Annotated in this window: 19 protein-coding genes; 11 read left to right on the plus strand and 8 right to left on the minus strand. The window is 44.9% G+C overall.

The features are described 5' to 3' along the window. The first annotated feature begins 82 nt into the window (after positions 1–82). The 4 genes from leuB (at position 83) to INR79_RS15120 (ending at position 4,205) form a co-directional block, all read left to right on the plus strand. A complete protein-coding gene (gene leuB / locus INR79_RS15105) occupies positions 83–1,174 on the plus strand; it encodes a 3-isopropylmalate dehydrogenase (protein WP_004401790.1) in 1,092 nt (363 codons plus the stop codon). A 116-nt stretch (positions 1,175–1,290) separates the two neighbouring features. Next, positions 1,291–2,694 carry a 3-isopropylmalate dehydratase large subunit gene (leuC, locus tag INR79_RS15110; protein ID WP_223094934.1) on the plus strand — a complete coding sequence of 468 codons (1,404 nt, stop codon included), beginning with the start codon at positions 1,291–1,293 and terminating at the stop codon, positions 2,692–2,694. 10 nt (positions 2,695–2,704) lie between these two features. Next, positions 2,705–3,307, plus strand: coding sequence for a 3-isopropylmalate dehydratase small subunit (leuD, locus tag INR79_RS15115; protein WP_022589592.1), 603 nt, complete (start codon positions 2,705–2,707; stop codon positions 3,305–3,307). A 112-nt stretch (positions 3,308–3,419) separates the two neighbouring features. Continuing rightward, positions 3,420–4,205, plus strand: coding sequence for a DUF547 domain-containing protein (locus tag INR79_RS15120; RefSeq protein ID WP_223094936.1), 786 nt, complete (start codon positions 3,420–3,422; stop codon positions 4,203–4,205). 24 nt (positions 4,206–4,229) lie between these two features. Here INR79_RS15120 and INR79_RS15125 read toward each other — a convergent pair whose 3' ends face one another. Beyond that, on the minus strand, positions 4,230–4,766 hold the full coding sequence (locus tag INR79_RS15125) for a DUF924 family protein (RefSeq protein WP_223094938.1): 537 nt from the start codon (positions 4,764–4,766) through the stop codon (positions 4,230–4,232). 15 nt (positions 4,767–4,781) lie between these two features. Next, the gene (gene djlA, locus INR79_RS15130) at positions 4,782–5,645 is read right to left on the minus strand and encodes a co-chaperone DjlA (RefSeq protein WP_022551541.1); all 864 of its coding nucleotides are present in this window, start codon (positions 5,643–5,645) and stop codon (positions 4,782–4,784) included. 150 nt (positions 5,646–5,795) lie between these two features. Here djlA and lptD point away from each other — a divergent pair, with 150 nt between their 5' ends. The 6 genes from lptD (at position 5,796) to INR79_RS15160 (ending at position 12,509) form a co-directional block, all read left to right on the plus strand. After that, positions 5,796–8,087: an LPS assembly protein LptD gene (gene lptD / locus INR79_RS15135; protein WP_223094940.1), complete on the plus strand. Its 2,292-nt coding sequence runs from the start codon at positions 5,796–5,798 to the stop codon at positions 8,085–8,087. 43 nt (positions 8,088–8,130) lie between these two features. After that, entirely contained in the window at positions 8,131–9,423 is a 1,293-nt protein-coding gene (gene surA / locus INR79_RS15140; protein WP_223094942.1) for a peptidylprolyl isomerase SurA, read from the plus strand. Further along, positions 9,413–10,402: a 4-hydroxythreonine-4-phosphate dehydrogenase PdxA gene (gene pdxA, locus INR79_RS15145; RefSeq protein WP_223094944.1), complete on the plus strand. Its 990-nt coding sequence runs from the start codon at positions 9,413–9,415 to the stop codon at positions 10,400–10,402. Before surA ends, pdxA begins: the two co-directional genes overlap by 11 nt. Beyond that, a complete protein-coding gene (gene rsmA, locus INR79_RS15150; protein WP_022551545.1) occupies positions 10,399–11,208 on the plus strand; it encodes a 16S rRNA (adenine(1518)-N(6)/adenine(1519)-N(6))-dimethyltransferase RsmA in 810 nt (269 codons plus the stop codon). The genes pdxA and rsmA overlap by 4 nt, the downstream gene beginning before the upstream one ends. A 95-nt stretch (positions 11,209–11,303) precedes the next feature. Next, positions 11,304–11,684: a Co2+/Mg2+ efflux protein ApaG gene (apaG, locus tag INR79_RS15155; RefSeq protein WP_004401779.1), complete on the plus strand. Its 381-nt coding sequence runs from the start codon at positions 11,304–11,306 to the stop codon at positions 11,682–11,684. Positions 11,685–11,696: 12 nt separating this feature from the next. Then, positions 11,697–12,509 (plus strand): symmetrical bis(5'-nucleosyl)-tetraphosphatase, encoded by an 813-nt coding sequence (locus tag INR79_RS15160; protein WP_223094946.1) that lies wholly within the window; start codon positions 11,697–11,699, stop codon positions 12,507–12,509. A 79-nt stretch (positions 12,510–12,588) separates the two neighbouring features. On the opposite strand, the gene folA is transcribed toward INR79_RS15160, so the two are convergent. From folA to rplU, 6 genes are all read right to left on the minus strand, one after another. Then, positions 12,589–13,074 (minus strand): type 3 dihydrofolate reductase, encoded by a 486-nt coding sequence (gene folA / locus INR79_RS15165; protein ID WP_223094948.1) that lies wholly within the window; start codon positions 13,072–13,074, stop codon positions 12,589–12,591. A gap of 34 nt (positions 13,075–13,108) precedes the next feature. Further along, positions 13,109–13,573 carry a threonine/serine exporter family protein gene (locus INR79_RS15170; RefSeq protein WP_410482884.1) on the minus strand — a complete coding sequence of 155 codons (465 nt, stop codon included), beginning with the start codon at positions 13,571–13,573 and terminating at the stop codon, positions 13,109–13,111. Continuing rightward, entirely contained in the window at positions 13,570–14,337 is a 768-nt protein-coding gene (locus INR79_RS15175; RefSeq protein ID WP_223094954.1) for a threonine/serine exporter family protein, read from the minus strand. The genes INR79_RS15170 and INR79_RS15175 overlap by 4 nt, the downstream gene beginning before the upstream one ends. Positions 14,338–14,437: 100 nt before the next feature. Then, positions 14,438–15,604 (minus strand): Obg family GTPase CgtA, encoded by a 1,167-nt coding sequence (cgtA, locus tag INR79_RS15180; protein WP_004401774.1) that lies wholly within the window; start codon positions 15,602–15,604, stop codon positions 14,438–14,440. Between the two features lie 259 nt (positions 15,605–15,863). Next, positions 15,864–16,121, minus strand: a complete 258-nt coding sequence (gene rpmA, locus INR79_RS15185; RefSeq protein ID WP_004401772.1) for a 50S ribosomal protein L27 — start codon at positions 16,119–16,121, stop codon at positions 15,864–15,866. 22 nt (positions 16,122–16,143) lie between these two features. After that, positions 16,144–16,455: a 50S ribosomal protein L21 gene (rplU, locus tag INR79_RS15190; protein WP_004401771.1), complete on the minus strand. Its 312-nt coding sequence runs from the start codon at positions 16,453–16,455 to the stop codon at positions 16,144–16,146. Positions 16,456–16,723: 268 nt separating this feature from the next. Between rplU and ispB the strand changes: the two genes are divergently transcribed. Continuing rightward, the gene (ispB, locus tag INR79_RS15195) at positions 16,724–17,695 is read left to right on the plus strand and encodes an octaprenyl diphosphate synthase (RefSeq protein ID WP_004401770.1); all 972 of its coding nucleotides are present in this window, start codon (positions 16,724–16,726) and stop codon (positions 17,693–17,695) included. Positions 17,696–17,732: the final 37 nt, after the last annotated feature.

Raw genomic sequence — 17,732 nt, forward strand, 5'->3', positions numbered from 1 at the left:
GTGCTTTTAGCACAGAATAAACAGACCGTTCGCTCTCGATTTTAAATTCAAACACAACTTAACCAACAAGGAATATTTAACCATGGCAGGCTCAAGCTACAACATTGCCGTATTACCGGGCGACGGAATTGGTCCGGAAGTCATGCAACAGGCTCACAAGGTACTGGATGCGATTGAAAAGAAACACGGTATTACCTTTCAACGTGAAGAGCATGACGTCGGCGGCATTGCGATTGACAACCATGGTTGCCCGCTACCAGAGAGTACGGTAAAAGGCTGCGAAGATGCGGATGCCGTTTTGTTTGGCTCGGTTGGTGGTCCAAAGTGGGAACATCTTCCACCGAATGATCAACCTGAGCGTGGTGCATTACTTCCACTGCGTAAACACTTCCAACTATTTTGTAATTTACGCCCAGCGCAAATTCACCAAGGGCTAGAAGCCTTCTCTCCTCTTCGAGCGGATATTTCTGAACGTGGTTTCGACATTGTTGTGGTTCGCGAACTAACTGGTGGAATCTACTTCGGTCAGCCAAAAGGTCGCGAAGGTGAAGGTCCAAACGAAAAAGCGTTCGATACAGAGATCTATCATCGCTATGAGATTGAAAGAATCGCTAAGATTGCTTTTGAATCTGCTCGCCTTAGAGACAAAAAAGTCTGCTCTATCGACAAAGCTAACGTACTTCAAAGCTCTATTTTATGGCGTGAAGTGGTTGAAGAAATTGCGAAAGACTACCCAGATGTCGAGCTTTCACACATGTACATCGACAACGCCACTATGCAGCTCATCAAAGATCCTTCTCAATTCGATGTGATGCTTTGTTCAAACATCTTTGGCGACATCATTTCTGATGAATGTGCCATGATCACTGGCTCCATGGGTATGCTGCCATCTGCTAGCCTTAATGAAAGCAAGTTTGGCTTATACGAACCTGCTGGCGGCAGTGCACCAGATATTGCAGGCAAGAACATTGCGAACCCAGTGGCTCAGATCCTTTCTGCTGCACTGATGCTACGTTATAGCCTGAATGAAGAAGCAGCCGCGCAAGATATTGAAGCTGCAGTTTCAAAAGCACTGGCAGCAGGTGAACTGACAGGCGATTTAGCAGGAGATAAGCCAGCACTTTCGACGTCAGAAATGGGCGACAAAATCGCCGAGTACATCATCAACTCATAACAGACAGGTAAAGCGTGAGTACAGATTGAATTTAAAATACAGCGATGAGCCGTTCATCGCTGAATCAAGCTCACGTACAAATTGAAATACTGAGCGCTTCGCTCAAGGAAGAAGCAATGTCGAAAACATTATACGAAAAAATTTATGACGCCCACGTCGCAGTTGCGGCAGAGGGCGAAAACCCTATCTTATACATTGACCGCCATTTGGTTCACGAAGTGACCTCTCCGCAAGCTTTTGATGGTCTGCGTGAAAAGGGACGTCCGGTTCGTCAAGTCGGCAAAACGTTTGCCACAATGGATCACAACGTGTCGACTCAAACCAAGGACATCAATGCCTCTGGTGAGATGGCACGTATTCAGATGGAAACACTGTCTAAGAACTGTGAAGAGTTTGGTGTCACCCTTTATGACATTAACCACAAATATCAAGGTATTGTGCACGTTATGGGTCCTGAGCTAGGGATTACCTTGCCGGGTATGACCATCGTTTGTGGTGACTCCCATACCGCGACTCACGGTGCTTTTGGTTCCTTGGCTTTTGGTATCGGGACTTCTGAAGTTGAGCACGTTCTGGCAACTCAAACCCTAAAGCAAGCTCGTGCTAAAACCATGAAGATTGAGGTGAAAGGGAAAGTTGCAGAAGGCATTACCGCAAAAGATATCGTACTTGCCATCATCGGTAAAACCACCGCCGCAGGCGGCACGGGCTACGTAGTCGAGTTCTGCGGCGAAGCCATTACCGACCTGACGATGGAAGGTCGAATGACCGTCTGTAACATGGCTATCGAACTGGGTGCAAAAGCGGGTCTGATTGCTCCGGACGAAACCACCTTTGACTACATCAAAGGGCGTAAATTCGCACCTCAAGGTCAAGATTGGGAAGACGCAGTAGAGTACTGGTCATCACTGAAAACCGATGATGACGCAGAATTTGACGCAGTTGTGACGCTGGATGCAACTCAAATCAAACCACAGGTCACGTGGGGAACGAACCCAGGTCAAGTTATCGCGGTTGATGCTAACATCCCAGCACCTGACAGTTTCGCAGATCCAGTAGAAAAAGCCTCAGCCGAGAAAGCACTGGCTTACATGGGTTTGGAGGCAGGTAAGAAGCTATCTGATTACAAGGTGGATAAAGTATTTGTAGGTTCCTGTACTAACTCACGAATCGAAGACATGCGCGCTGCTGCCGCCATTGCTAAAGGTAAGAAAGTAGCAGGTCATGTTCAGGCTTTGATCGTTCCGGGGTCCGAGCAAGTTCGTTCACAGGCTGAACTGGAAGGACTGGATAAAATCTTCATTGACGCTGGGTTCGAATGGCGTTTACCTGGCTGCTCCATGTGTCTGGCAATGAACAATGACCGTCTGGGTCCTCATGAACGCTGCGCATCGACCAGTAACCGTAACTTTGAAGGGCGTCAGGGTCGTGATGGACGTACACACCTAGTGAGTCCAGCCATGGCAGCTGCCGCAGCTATTGCCGGTCACTTTGTCGATATTCGTGAATTAGATCAATAAGGAACTTATCATGTCAGGTTTTAAACAACATACAGGTTTGGTTGTTCCTTTAGATGCAGCCAATGTCGATACCGATGCCATTATTCCAAAGCAGTTTCTTCAGAAGGTAAATCGCATTGGTTTTGGAATTCACTTGTTTCATGACTGGCGTTATTTAGACGATGCTGGAAATGAGCCAAACCCAGAATTCGTAATGAATGCACCTCGTTACCAAGGGGCATCTATCCTGCTAGCTCGAGAGAATTTTGGGTGTGGCTCTTCTCGTGAACACGCACCGTGGGCACTGGCTGACTACGGCATTAAAGTCATGATTGCTCCAAGTTTCGCTGATATTTTCTATGGGAATTCCATCAACAACCAGATGGTTCCTGTTCGCTTAACAGAGCAAGAAGTCGATGAAATTTTCGAGTTTGTGCATGCCAATGAAGGTGCTCAAGTAGAAGTGGATCTTGAAGCGATGAAAGTTCGAGCTAATGGCAAAGAGTACGGTTTCGAAATCGACGAATTCCGTCGCCACTGTCTTCTGAACGGTTTGGATAATATTGGTTTAACGCTTCAACACGAAGACAAAATCGCTGAATACGAGTCGAAAATCCCTAGCTTCTTGGCGTAAACACTTTCAAGTCTAAGCCCCGGAATGGGGCTTTTTTTCTATCCAACGAAAGAATTCTCAATCGGCGTGGGTCTCCTATACTAATCACAATGACGACCAAAGAATTTTGACTATGAGAATCTTACTGACTGTTTTTATTTTTCTTTTTTCAAGCCTGTCTTTTGCTGCACCAAAGTCCGACCTTTGGGAGTTTTGGCAGAAAAACAACGAAAGCAATACTGCCACCATATCGCATCAAGCATGGGATGAGCTTCTGAAAAAGTATTTAGCCGAATCAGGTCAGCATAATCTTTTTGATTACGCAGGTGTAACTACATCGGATAAAGCGGCTCTTAAGAGTTATATCCAAAATCTGGCATCGCAAGACCCAAGAAGTTACTCACTTAAAGAGCAATATGCCTATTGGGTAAATATGTACAACGCCATCACAGTCGATTTGATTTTGGATGACTACCCTGTGAAATCCATTACCAAATTAGGCGGGTTGTTTAGCTTTGGACCTTGGGGTGAGAAGGTGGTGAAAGTAGTTGGTAAAGACTTGACGCTAAACGATATTGAACATCGTATTCTTCGCCCTATCTGGAATGATCCTCGTACACATTACGCGGTCAACTGCGCAAGCTTGGGCTGCCCTAATTTACAAACGACAGCATTTACCGCAGACAACACGGAAGCTCTTCTAGAACAAGCCGCCCAATCATTTGTGAATAGCGATAAAGGGGTATCTTTGAATTCAGATGGTGCTCAATTGTCTTCTATCTACGAATGGTTTGTTGCCGATTTCGGTGGAAACGAAGAAGGCGTTATCACACACCTAAAGCAGTATCGCTCTGATTTGCCACTGAATAGGAGCAGCAAAATCAAATACGACTACGATTGGGATTTAAATAAGCAATAGCTTTCTTTTCAGATGAATATAGGTTTAGAAACTTGAACCCGGCTGTTTGAGAAATTCAATTTCTTCTTCTGTCGATACTCGCCCTAAAATTTCGTTACGGTGCGGGTATCGACTAAATCGTTCAATAATGACTTTGTGTTTATATTCATAGTCCAGATTGTTTTCCACGCCGTTTTCTTTAAACAGCTCAACCGCATGCTCATGAATCTTAAGAGATTCACTGTGCATAAATGGCATGTACAAAAACGTTCGTTCTGTTTGAGTTAGCTCTTTGTCTAGCCCTAATCGAATCGTCTCCTGAGCCAATGCAAGAGCCAGAGGATCAGAGGAAAATGCGGCAGGTGTTCCACGATGAATATTCCTTGAAAACTGATCCAGTACGATCACTTCCGCTAATCGCCCCTGAGCAGATTCACGCCAATCGCTTAATTCACATTGAGCAGCTTGAGCTTGCAGGTCGCCAAAGCGAGACTTAATAAGCTTATCCAGCTCTTCACCACCCGCAAACCAATCTTTTGGCGTAAGTTCACCAAACCAAAAATCAATCACTTCCTTGTACATAGATTCTCCTTGGGGTTACTTAAACCCTTTTTCCTTTTTGATTAAGTCATACGCAGACTGGATCTCCTGCGCCTTTTCTTTCGCCACTTGCATCATTTCTGGAGGCAAACCTTTGGCGACGAGTTTATCTGGATGGTGCTCATTCATCAGTTTGCGATATGCACGCTTGACGGCTTTCGAGTCAGAAGAATCGGAAATACCCAGAACTTTAAAGGCATCAGAAAGCTGACTTGCGGACGATGGCTGCCACTGTCCAGAAGATCGCTGCTGATGGCTGCCCGACTGGCTCCCACCAAAGCCGCCTCCCCCACGCTGAAAACGAAAAGCCGCTTCTTGCATCTGCAAACGTTGTTCAAGCTGCTGTGAGGAAAATCCCAGACCTTGTGCGATAACATGGAGTACATTACGTTCACTTGGATGAAGGTCACCATCTGCAAACGCAGCCGAGATTTGCAGTTCCAAAAAGAACTGTAGCAGGTCAAACCGACCACCTGTTGCAGAACGAACACTCGCTAGTGTTTCTTCCAGCGGAAAATCCGATGACTTACCGGAACGAAAAGCATCCTGCGCCGCGCGTCTTTGTTCCCCATGAAGGTTCATTCGCTCCATCATGGTCGTTGCGAGCTGAATTTCTTCTTTAGTCACCTGCCCTTTCGCTTTAGCGACATGCCCCATAACAGCAAAGGCACTTTTAAAGAACTCTGCTTGTTTTTCAGCTTGAGATGGACCACCAAAACCTTTTGAGGAGGAAAAACCACCTGTTTGTCGGTTTCTCGCCTTATCAAATTGATGCCCTAAAAAAAGCCCAAGAATCGCCCCGGGGATGTTGCCAAAAAGGAAACCGAAAAAAAGGCCAAGAATTTTGCCAAAAATCTGCATTATTGTGCTCTCAATCTATGAATTTTTGCGAACTACCGCGGTCTTATAGTGTCGGTTAATACAAATTCCTTTATGATAAAGGGCGATGTTTTAATTCGGTCTCCGACTACTTTACCGAATGGATTAGGTTTCACAGGATAGCTCAACTCGATGTCTTTTTCTTCCCGCACATTTCTGGCAGCTTCAATTGGCGCTGCGCTCACCGTGCCTTCGACACAAGCCGATACCCATAATGATGATAGTGTGCAGGAAATGCCCGCTATAGATCAATGTTATGTACCGGAAGTTGGAGCACCAGATGCAGACGAACAGCCAGTTTTTGTCGAAGCAGACAGTATTACGGCAATAGCTGAAAAACAGGCGGTATACCAAGGTGATGTGGTCATCACTCAAGGACACCGCAAGATGAAAGCCGACTCTGTCACCCACAACCCAGTTGAAAATACATTGCGCGCCGAAGGTAATGTTCAGTTTAGTGATGGGCAAATAAAGTCCCACTCAACCGTTGTTACTTCCAATGTTGACGATGAATTAGTCACGATGGAAGACACACAATACCGTTTTCTCTGTGAAGCAGGGAGAGGTGAAGCGACAAGAGTGTTAAAAACTGGTCAAGCTATATACGAAATGGAAGACGGCACTTTGACTGCCTGCCCGGAGGGAGATAGCTCATGGCGAGTAAAAGCATCTTCTATCGAGCTGGATCAGGATGAAGAACAAGCATACTTTTACAATACGCGCTTTGAAGTATTAGATGTTCCAATCTTTTACATGCCTTATATGAGTATGCCTGTAGGAGATAAGAGAAAATCTGGCTTGTTGTTCCCAAGAGTTTCTTTAGATACTAATGATGGCTTAAGTGTTAACATACCTGTTTATTGGAACCTCGCGCCCAATTATGACCTGCTTACCCGATTTAACTATATGGAAAGAAGAGGTCTTCAACTTGACGCTAACTTTCGTTACCTAACAAATTATGGCTCTGGCAATTTAAGAACCGAATACATCGCTAGTGATAAGAAAAATGAAGAGTTAGGTTCTCGCTGGGGATTAAATTACTCTCACAGTGGAATTGTTCTACACAACTGGAAACTGGACATCGATTATTCACTGGTTAGCGACGTCAATTATTTTAGAGACTTCAAATCAAGCATCGGTAATCGTGAAGATGGTCAGTTAATTCAAACCGGTAGTGCCGCATATCGAACTCAAGATTGGGATCTGACATTAACAGTCAAAGATTTTCAAATTTTGGATGAGAATGCCACTCAGCCATATCAAATGCTTCCCCAACTAAAATTTAATTATTATTCCCCAGATTTTTACAGTGGCGTCAACTTTGACCTTACAAGTCATATAAGCCGCTTTGTAACTGAAGATAGTAATAAACCTTCTGCAACTCGAGTTCATGTTGAGCCTGGCGTTGTCGTCCCATTTTCAAGACCTTGGGGTTCTCTTACGGGTGAAGCACGAATGCTGGCTACTTACTACCAACAGGAAATTGACAGTTCAAGTGATCCGGTATTAAAGGAACAGATATCAAGAACGTTACCTGAATTAAGGCTCCACGGAATTCTAAACCTTGAAAGGGATGCGGGTAGCTATATACAAACACTGGAGCCTCAGGTTCAGTATTTATACATTCCAGAAGTCGAGCAAGAGGGGATAGGTCTCTATGATACCACTCTCCTTCAAACTGATTACTACGGGTTATTCCGAAGCAGAAAGCACAGTGGTGTAGACCGTATACAGAAAGCGAACCAGTTCAGTTATGGAGCAACAACACGCTTTTATGACGGCGATTACAAAGAACGATTGAATGTTTCATTCGGACAGATCTACTTTTTAGAACCGATATCATCTGGTGAAAATGCATCTAATTATTCCGCTTGGGCGGTTGAAACAGACTTTAATTTTAACGACTACTTGTTTTACCACGGTGGAGTCCAGTATGACATCGAATCCAGTGCGATTCAGTTAGCTAATAGCGCTCTTGAATATCGTTTTAACGGCGGGTATGTTCAATCAAACTATCGCTATGTGACGAAAGAGTATATTGAAAGTGCTGTAGATGGATTGGATGTATCCAATATTACTAAAACGGGTATATCTCAGGCTGGCTTACTTGCTGCTTATCAAATCACACCAAAATGGCACTTAAACGCTCAATACTTCTATGACGCAACGGTGAAACAAAATCTAGAGTGGCTAGCAAACCTCAGTTATCGTTCTGATTGCTGGTATATCAGCTTTACCTATAGCAATCAATTGAGAGGGTGGAATGGGAATTTTGTTACAGATCCTAATGCTACCCCAGTATATGACGACAATTTTGCCATAAACTTTGGCATATTCGGCTTCGGTACGTCTGTAGGAGCTCCATCCATAAGCTCCGCTGGTAACGCTCTGGGCTACGGTCGCCCATTTTATCTAAACAACTAATTTATCTTTTTCAGAGAACTCCTCTGAAAGTAATGGAAACAACATGAAAATGTGGAAAAAAACACTCTTAAGCCTCACTATCGCATTCGGTTCGTTTAGTGCATTTGCTCAACCCGTTGAGTTAGATAAAGTCGTTGTTATTGTTAACGAAGGCGTTATCCTGCAAAGCGACATCGACTCCGCGCTCAAAACCATTCGAGCAAATGCGCGAGCAGCCAACCAAGCACTACCAAGTGCAGATATTCTCAAAGATCAGGTGCTGGAAAAACTCATCTTAGACACCATTCAAACCCAGCAAGCAGAGAAGCTAGGCGTACGTATAGACGACAACCGCCTTGAGTTAGCTATCAAAGAGATCGCAGCTAACCAGAAAAAATCCATCACACAACTTCGTCAGTCATTGTCAAAGGAAGGCTTAAGTTACGCCGAATTTCGCGAACAGGTCCGTAACGAAATTGCCGCATCTGAAGCCCGAAATGCGCAAGTACGTCGCCGAATCAACATCCTTCCTGCTGAAGTAGAAAGCTTGGCGGAAATTCTGGCGAAAGAGAGCAACGCCACCGTTCAGTACAAAGTGAATCACATTCAGCTTCGCTTCAATGACGACCAGACAAAACAAGAAGTGGAAAAACAAGCGAAACAACTTGTTTTTCAGATCAACGCTGGTGAAGACTTTAAAACCATGGCGTACACCTATTCCAAAGGACCAAAAGCGCTGCAGGGTGGCGATTGGGGTTGGTTAAGAAAAGAAGAAATGCCAACCATCTTTGCAGATCAGATCACCACACAAGGTAAAGGTGCAGTAATTGGACCTTTTCGAAGTGGCGTGGGTTTCCACATTATAAAGCTTGAAGACGTCAAAGGGCTTGAAACCGTTGCGGTCACTGAAGTGAACGCGCGTCACATTCTGATCAAAACATCGGTTATCTTAAGCGATGAAGGTGCGAAACGTGAGCTCAATGAATACATTCGCCAAATCAATGCTGGCGAGCGCTCATTTGGTGATTTGGCACAGCAATACAGCGCAGATCCGGGGTCGGCTGCAAATAATGGTGAACTTGGATTCCAAACTCCTGATCTCTACGTTCCTGAGTTCAAACATCAAATTGAAACTCTGCCTGTAGGGCAAATCAGCAAACCTTTCGAAACCGTTCATGGCTGGCACATAGTTGAAGTGTTAGACAGAAGAAAAGTGGACAGAACCGACTCTGCTCTCACCAACAAAGCCTATCGAATTCTCTTTAACCGCAAATTCAATGAAGAAGTGGGAGCCTGGATGCAGGAAATTCGTGCAGGTGCTTACGTAGAAGTGTTGGGAGAAGAGAATGACAGTTAGACGAATTGCCGTCACCGCTGGTGAGCCTGCTGGCATAGGTCCTGATCTGGTTTTAGCACTGTCCAAACATGACTGGGCGCACCAGATCATTGTTATCGCTGATAAAACGGTTCTGGCTGAACGTGCTGAACAACTCAATATTGACGTTGAATTGATCAGTTACGATTCGGAAAATCCAGCGTTACCACAGAAAAGCGGCACACTCATTGTAGACCATATACCTGTTGCCACCCCAGTTGTTGCGGGCGAGCTCAACGAATCCAATGGTCACTATGTTCTGAATACGCTAGAAAGAGCCGCCGAAGGCTGTATGAAAGACGAATTTGATGCTATTGTCACCGGCCCTGTGCACAAGGGGATCATTAACAGAGCAGGAGTCGCGTTTAGCGGGCATACAGAGTTTTTCGCAGATAAATCGAATACTCCTCTCGTAGTAATGATGCTGGCAACTGAAGGTTTGCGTGTCGCACTTGTCACGACGCATATTCCTCTGGCTTATGTCTCCCAGGCTGTAACCAAAGATCGCCTTGAAAAAATCATTGAGATCTTACACAAAGACTTAGTGGAAAAATTTGCCATTAAGCAGCCTAAAATTTATGTATGCGGATTAAATCCCCATGCAGGTGAAGATGGATGTCTGGGGATGGAAGAAATTGAAACCATCACTCCTACATTAGAAAAAATCCGCAAGGAAAAAGGTGTCGACTTAATCGGTCCTTTACCTGCGGACACCATCTTCAACCAAAAATATTTGCAAGAAGCGGATGCCGTTTTGGGCATGTATCACGACCAAGTTCTTCCTGTATTAAAATACAAAGGTTTTGGTCGTTCTGTTAATATAACGCTCGGTTTACCGTTCATTCGTACATCAGTAGACCATGGTACAGCACTTGATTTGGCAGGGACAGGTCAGGCGGATACAGGAAGTTTCCAGACAGCGCTCACGCACGCTATCGAATTAGTAGAGAAGAAACAATGAGAAACGATGTCCACTTAGGACACAAAGCGCGTAAACGTTTTGGTCAGAACTTTTTGAACGATCCATACATTATTGATGGCATCGTGTCTGCAATTAACCCTAAACCTGGACAAAATCTGGTTGAAATCGGTCCCGGTCTGGGGGCAATTACAGAACCAGTAGGCAAAGAAGTTGATAAATTTACGGTTATTGAACTCGACCGAGATCTGGCAGAGCGCCTGCGCACTCATCCAGACTTAGCAGAAAAACTGACCATTCACGAAGGCGATGCCATGCGTTTTGACTTCACTCAATTAGTGAAGCCAAACAACAAATTGCGCATTTTCGGCAATCTTCCATATAACATCTCGACCCCACTGATGTTCCATCTTTTTGAATTCCATAAAGATATTCAAGATATGCACTTTATGCTTCAAAAAGAGGTCGTAAACCGCCTAGCAGCGGCACCTGGCAGCAAGGCTTATGGTCGATTAACGGTAATGGCACAATACTTCTGTAAAGTTGTCCCTGTACTGGAAGTGCCACCAACGGCATTTGTTCCACCACCAAAAGTCGATTCAGCGGTTGTAAGATTGATGCCTTATGAAGAACTGCCTTATCCAGCAAAAAGCCTGAAATGGCTAGATCGCGTATGTCGTGAAGGGTTTAACCAACGTCGTAAAACCGTTCGCAACTGTTACAAAGGTCTGCTGAGCCAAGAGGTGTTGGAAGAGCTTGGAGTAAATCCAAGTATGCGCCCTGAAAACCTGACACTCGAACAATTTGTCGATATGGCAAACTGGCTAGATTCTAACCACTCCAGCTAGAATCTGTCCTCATAAAGCTGATAAATGCCTTAAGTCTGTTATAGTTAAGAAAAATACCGGACTTAAGGCTTTTTACGCCTTCAAGGAGAGCCTATATGGAAGTATCCCATCCTTGTGTTAAATGTCAGGTGCATACCAAGTATGTACCCGAGCAATCCCAACCGGATCAAAACCGCTACGTCTTCGCTTATATCATCACGATTAAAAATCTCAGCCAGCAAACCGTGCAGCTAATGAGCCGAAAGTGGCTGATTACCGATGGAAACAGCAAACAGTTAGTTGTAGAAGGTGATGGTGTCGTGGGAGAACAACCTGTTATCGAGGCAGGTGATGAATATACCTACACCAGCGGTACCGCCATCGAAACCCCCATTGGTGTCATGCAGGGTCACTACATCATGCACGATGAAGCTGGCGCAGAATTCAAAGCAGACATCGACCCTTTCCGTCTGGCTATTCCCAATATCTTAAATTAAGGAGTTCATTTCTTGGCTAACTACATTGTTGGTGATATTCAGGGTTGTTACGAAGAACTGAAACTTCTGCTCAAACAAGCAGACTTCAACAAGAATTCCGATACGATCTGGTTTGCTGGTGACCTGGTTGCCAGAGGACCAGACTCTTTAAAAACACTCAGGTACGTCAAAAAGCTTGGTTCAGCGGCAAAAGTCATTCTGGGAAATCACGATCTGCACTTACTCGCGGTTTATCATGGTATTAGCCCTCTAAAGAAGAAAGACAAAACTGCGCCAATTATCAATGCTAAAGATTGTGATGAATTGATGGCTTGGTTACGTGAACAACCACTAATGATTGAACACGATGATTTTGTGATGTGCCATGCTGGTATTTCTCCTGAATGGGACCTAGAAACTGCGCGTCGGGAAGCCAAAATTGTGGAAAATGTTCTGCAAAGCGACCGATGGGAATGGTTACTTGAAAATATGTATGACAATCAGCCCGATGCCTGGGACGAAAATTTACAAGGCATCGATCGTTACCGTTATACCATTAACGCTTTCACTCGAATGCGTTTCGTTTTTCCCGATGGTCGTTTGGATATGGCGTGTAAGCTTCCACCATCAGAAGTAGAAGATGGGTCGTTAATGCCATGGTTTGATCTTCCAGATAGAAAGCCGCTAGGCAAAGCTGTTTTATTTGGTCACTGGGCGGCACTTGAGGGAGTTCAAAGAGAAGATCTTATTGGTCTGGATACTGGGTGTGTCTGGGGAGGCGAACTCACAATGATTCGCTGGGAAGATAAGCAGATCTTTACCCAAAGCGCCCTTTCGGCGGATTAAACCTTTCTGTAGATTAAAGCATTCAGCAAATTAGAGCATTCAATGGGAGAAAACAGAATTTCTCCCATTTATCGTTGTTTTATTGTTCCCGCTCCAAAACCACAAACTCCAGGTTATAGGCATTCTTTTCATCTTTTGAAAAATGCTCTGTATGGGTCTGTTTCCAACCCTCTCCCCAGTCAGGGAACTGCGTATCGCCTTCTATTTCCGCATCGATGTGAGTGATATACAAGGTATCGGCAATTGGTAAACACTCTGCGTAAATTGAACCGCCACCAATGATCATTAGCTCTTCAATACCTTCAACAAGTTGTTTTGCTTGATCGATGCTGGTAGTGGTCTCTACCCCTTCAATTTTCAAGTTAGGGTCACGGCTGATGACAATGTTACGTCGCCCAGGTAGTGGGCGCCCGATCGACTCATAGGTCTTACGCCCCATAACAACAGGCTTACCCATAGTACAACGCTTAAACCACGCAAAGTCGGCAGGAAGGTGCCAAGGCATGTCGTTATCTTTACCAATAATGCGGTTGTGTGCCATTGCGGCGATCATGCTGATTTTCATTCGGGTCCTTTTAAACGGCTAACGCTTTATTAATCTAAACAATGGGTTTGCGGCGGTAGAATAGCAAACCGGGCATGGCTAAGCCAATGGCCAGCCCAGCGATGATAAACATGGCTTTAAGGAAGTTTTCAACCAATGCACCAAAAAGCGCATCGCTGTAACCAAGGCTATTCAATTCTACCAAGGCAATCATCGCCTTAAAGGCATACACCCCCGGCACCATAGGAATTAATGCGGCAACAGTAAATACCTTAGGGTGAGCCAAAAATCGGTGTGACCATTTCACTCCGATAAAACCAACGATGGTAGCAGCCAAAAATGTCGCCCACTCAATAGGCACACCGTACTCCATTAATAAGAAACGGCTGCCGTGACCGATAGCTCCGCCAATGGTACAGAACTTTAGAGCATTAACGGGAACATTGAAAACCAGAGCAAACCCTATGGCGGGTATTGCTGCGAAAAACATGTCGTTGATGAGCGCTAACAAAAGATTCATCCTATCCACCCCCATACACCAACGACATTCATGGCACCTATTATCCCCATTGCGGTTGCCAGAGTGAGAAGACTCGCCATAACAAAGCGAGCGATGCCCATGTCCACGTAACCTTTCAACATATCCGCAACCGCATTAATCAAAGGAAAACCGGGAACCAACATCAGAACAGAGGAAGCCATTGCTATAAATGGTTCGTTTCCGATTTGAAAAAGCATCGCCTGAGCAGAAACTAAGGTGGTGACAAAAGCGATCACGGAGAAATTTAAGAATGGATTAAAGTGACGATGACCAATTTCCTGACGAACGATCATGCCAAGTGCAGACGCCAAGAACGTCATCGCAAAAATTGCCCAGTCTCCGCCAGCTAAGCGGCTGAATGACGCACAAGAGAGTCCAATCATAACCACGACCAGCCAACGGTTGTAACGCTCTGGCGTGATTGCGTCTAGTTTTTCCTGAGCCAAAGCACTGTCTAAAAGCCCTTTCTCCATCAAAATACAAATGCGCTGTATCTGAGTGACTGCGCGCATGTTGATGCCTCTGTCTGGGCTTCGTCTGGCGGTGGTAATACAATTGCCGTGCTTAAGCGTGGTCACAACAAGTGAACTGGCTGAGAGTGATACTTCCACTTCATCCATTTTACTGGCGATACCTATTCGGCGAGCAATATCACTCACCAACGTGCTTTCCGCACCATGAGCGAGCAGCATTTGCGCTGCCTGAGCGATAAGGCGTGTCACTTTTCGCTGACTGTTTTCCATAACAACCTAAACATTCAATTCATGCCCAGAAAGTATACTGAGCTTCTACACATAAAAAATGCCGCAACCAAAGATTGCGGCATTTCTGTAAACAGTGAGCTTAATCGCGGACGTAGATAACGTGACCGTCATCTTCTTCATCGTCCCAGTCATCCCAGTCGTCTTCGGTAATGACATTTTTTCCACTCATCGCATCTTTATGGTAGTCGTCCCACATAAAGTCGACCTTGTCTTCCTCGGTCTCTTCTTCTACTTCACGTGGTAGATTTTCCATAAAGTCAGCCAGTTTGTAACAAAGCTCTTTAGTGCCCTGCTTGTTAACAGCAGAAACTTTAAAGTACTCGTCTTCCCAACCCAGAGCATCCAAAATCTCTTGGATTTTCTCATTGGCTTCTTCTTCTGGCATCAAGTCAGTCTTATTGAATACCAACCAGCGAGGCTTTTGAGCGACTTTTTCACTGTATTGCTCAAGCTCATCAATAATGGTCAGAGCATTTTGGATAGGATCCGACTGATCGATCGGCATAATGTCGATCATGTGCAGTAAGACTCGGCAGCGCTCAAGATGTTTCAAGAAACGAATACCCAATCCAGCACCATCCGCAGCACCTTCAATAAGACCAGGAATATCCGCAACAACAAAGCTCTTCTCAGGTACGACACTCACTACGCCTAAGCTTGGAATGAGAGTGGTAAACGGATAATCCGCCACTTTCGGCTTCGCTGCAGATACCGCTCGAATAAACGTAGACTTACCTGCATTAGGCAGGCCAAGCATACCAACATCGGCAAGCAGAAGAAGTTCAAGGCGCAATTCGCGAACTTCGCCTTTGGTACCCATTGTCTTTTGACGAGGAGCACGGTTAACGGATGATTTGAAACGCGTGTTACCTAAACCATGCCAGCCACCTTTGGCAACCATGATTTTTTTACCGTGTTCGGCGACTTCGCCTACAATTTCGTTAGTATGGATATCAACCGCACGCGTACCCACAGGTACTTTCAACGTAATGTCTTTGCCGCGCTTACCCGTACAGTTACCACCACGACCATTTTCACCACGATCAGCGTTATAGAAGCGCTGGAAGCGATAGTCGATAAGCGTATTTAAGTTTTCATCCGCCTGGACGTAAACATCACCACCATCACCACCATCACCACCATCAGGACCACCTTTGGCGACAAACTTCTCACGCCAAAAGCTAACAACGCCGTTACCACCGTCGCCAGCCTCTACTTTAATTACCGCTTCATCAACGAATTTCATCTCTTACTCCGCATTTTTTGCGTTTCAATACCACTCGAGTAAAGTGATATAAATTCTAGCAGATCCAGATGTAAGATCGATCACCTGAGATCCAGGATCGGTCTGCATTCAAGAACAAAAAGAAAAAGTTTCTAGCACGCCTTAATTGTGCTTATCTGGATAAAGGTTTCTATCGCCAGAAAATTGTGCTTTGTGCTCTGTCATAAATAAAAAACCCCGCCGAATCGGCAGGGCTTTTGAATTCAGCTAGAAACTAAAATTATTCAGCTTCGATGCTAACGAATTTACGGTTTTTAGGACCTTTCACTTCGAACTTAACTTTACCGTCAGTTAGAGCGAATAGAGTGTGGTCTTTACCCAAACCTACGTTGTTACCAGCGTGGAACTTAGTACCACGTTGACGAACGATGATGTTACCCGCTAGTACAGATTCGCCACCGAAACGCTTAACACCAAGACGTTTACTTTCTGAATCACGACCGTTACGAGTAGAACCGCCAGCTTTTTTGTGTGCCATTGTTAAACTCTCCTAATTTCGATTAAGCGTTGATGCCAGTGATTTTCACTTCTGTGAACCACTGACGGTGACCTTGTTGCTTACGAGAGTGCTTACGACGACGGAACTTAACGACTTTAACTTTGTCGCCACGACCGTGCTGAACCACTTCAGCAGTAACCTTGCCACCCTCTACTAGAGGAGCACCAACAGTGATTTCTTCACCGTTAGCTACAAGAAGAACTTTATCGAACTCAACAGTTGCGCCTGTTTCAACGTCTAATTTCTCTAAACGAAGAGTTTGACCTTCGCTTACACGGTGTTGTTTACCACCAGATTGGAAAACAGCGTACATATTTTACTCCGCTTTTTCCGCACAGCCTATGCTTTGTTGAGCATCTTGGGTGTGCGCTAAACTAATCATCAATAGGGCGCAGATTCTACAGAAAGGACAACCCTATGACAAGCCATATTTTGAAAAAATTGGCGAAAAGCTAATCGCCAAAGAAAAGTGAGCCAATCATGCCGTTAGATAATGCATTTCGCAACGATTTTTAGTGTAATATTCAGCAATAAATCAAAATCATTAAGCCTTACAGGGTCTAACCTCAGCCGGAAGTACAATGGATTTTAAAGCTATCCAAGCGCTCACAGCCGATGATATGGCAAAAGTGAACGAAACCATCCTTGCTCAACTCAACTCGGATGTAAGTTTAATTAATCAACTTGGATTTTATATTGTGAGTGGAGGCGGCAAACGCCTACGCCCACTTCTTGCTGTGCTTTCTGCACGTGCATTGGGATACCAAGGAAGCAGTCACACCACTGCAGCTGCATTTATTGAGTTTATTCACACTGCTACATTGCTGCATGATGACGTTGTCGATGAATCAGACATGCGTCGAGGCAAAGCAACAGCCAACGCAGCGTTTGGTAATGCGGCAAGCGTATTGGTGGGTGACTTTATCTATACTCGCTCTTTCCAGATGATGACTGAGCTAGGATCCATGAAGATCCTTAAATTGATGAGCGATGCCGTAAACATCATTGCTGAAGGTGAAGTGCAGCAGTTAATGAACTGTAATGACCCAAGCACTACTGAAGAAAGCTACATGCAAGTCATCTACTCAAAAACAGCACGACTGTTTGAGGCGGCTACTCAAATTGGCGCAATCCTGACGGACTCATCACCAGAAATAGAAACAGCCTTGCAAAACTACGGCAAGTACCTAGGTACAGCTTTTCAGTTAATTGATGATGTTTTGGATTACACGGCAGACGGCAAAGAGATGGGCAAAAATGTGGGTGATGACCTCGCAGAAGGCAAACCTACCCTTCCTCTTCTTTACGCAATGAGAAATGGTACTGAAGCGCAACGTGAGATGATCCACGAGGCGATTGAAAAAGCCAATGGCATGGAGCGTCTGGATGACATTCTTCAGGCAATGAAAGAGACAGGATCTCTTGAGTACACTACAGATTTAGCAAATAAAGAAGCTGATAAAGCTATCGCCGAACTTGATGTACTGCCGGAGTCAGAATACAAAGAAGCACTGGTGACGCTTGCCCATATGGCGGTGAAACGCAGTAAGTAACAGTTAATGTCTGTTAACACTGACCACTAAGAATAAG

It is taken from the genome of Vibrio sp. SCSIO 43132 (assembly GCF_019904195.1).
Lineage (GTDB): Bacteria > Pseudomonadota > Gammaproteobacteria > Enterobacterales > Vibrionaceae > Vibrio > Vibrio nigripulchritudo.

Coding starts and splice junctions, on each gene's coding strand:
- leuC (WP_223094934.1), top strand. CDS start 1,291: ATGTCGAAAACATTATACGAAAAAATTTATGACGCCCACGTCGCAGTT.
- INR79_RS15120 (WP_223094936.1), top strand. CDS start 3,420: ATGAGAATCTTACTGACTGTTTTTATTTTTCTTTTTTCAAGCCTGTCT.
- rpmA (WP_004401772.1), bottom strand. CDS start 16,121: ATGGCACACAAAAAAGCTGGCGGTTCTACTCGTAACGGTCGTGATTCA.
- INR79_RS15175 (WP_223094954.1), bottom strand. CDS start 14,337: ATGGAAAACAGTCAGCGAAAAGTGACACGCCTTATCGCTCAGGCAGCG.
- djlA (WP_022551541.1), bottom strand. CDS start 5,645: ATGCAGATTTTTGGCAAAATTCTTGGCCTTTTTTTCGGTTTCCTTTTT.
- INR79_RS15125 (WP_223094938.1), bottom strand. CDS start 4,766: ATGTACAAGGAAGTGATTGATTTTTGGTTTGGTGAACTTACGCCAAAA.
- apaG (WP_004401779.1), top strand. CDS start 11,304: ATGGAAGTATCCCATCCTTGTGTTAAATGTCAGGTGCATACCAAGTAT.
- pdxA (WP_223094944.1), top strand. CDS start 9,413: ATGACAGTTAGACGAATTGCCGTCACCGCTGGTGAGCCTGCTGGCATA.
- leuB (WP_004401790.1), top strand. CDS start 83: ATGGCAGGCTCAAGCTACAACATTGCCGTATTACCGGGCGACGGAATT.
- lptD (WP_223094940.1), top strand. CDS start 5,796: ATGTCTTTTTCTTCCCGCACATTTCTGGCAGCTTCAATTGGCGCTGCG.
- ispB (WP_004401770.1), top strand. CDS start 16,724: ATGGATTTTAAAGCTATCCAAGCGCTCACAGCCGATGATATGGCAAAA.
- rplU (WP_004401771.1), bottom strand. CDS start 16,455: ATGTACGCTGTTTTCCAATCTGGTGGTAAACAACACCGTGTAAGCGAA.
- INR79_RS15170 (WP_410482884.1), bottom strand. CDS start 13,573: ATGAATCTTTTGTTAGCGCTCATCAACGACATGTTTTTCGCAGCAATA.
- surA (WP_223094942.1), top strand. CDS start 8,131: ATGAAAATGTGGAAAAAAACACTCTTAAGCCTCACTATCGCATTCGGT.
- leuD (WP_022589592.1), top strand. CDS start 2,705: ATGTCAGGTTTTAAACAACATACAGGTTTGGTTGTTCCTTTAGATGCA.
- cgtA (WP_004401774.1), bottom strand. CDS start 15,604: ATGAAATTCGTTGATGAAGCGGTAATTAAAGTAGAGGCTGGCGACGGT.
- rsmA (WP_022551545.1), top strand. CDS start 10,399: ATGAGAAACGATGTCCACTTAGGACACAAAGCGCGTAAACGTTTTGGT.
- folA (WP_223094948.1), bottom strand. CDS start 13,074: ATGAAAATCAGCATGATCGCCGCAATGGCACACAACCGCATTATTGGT.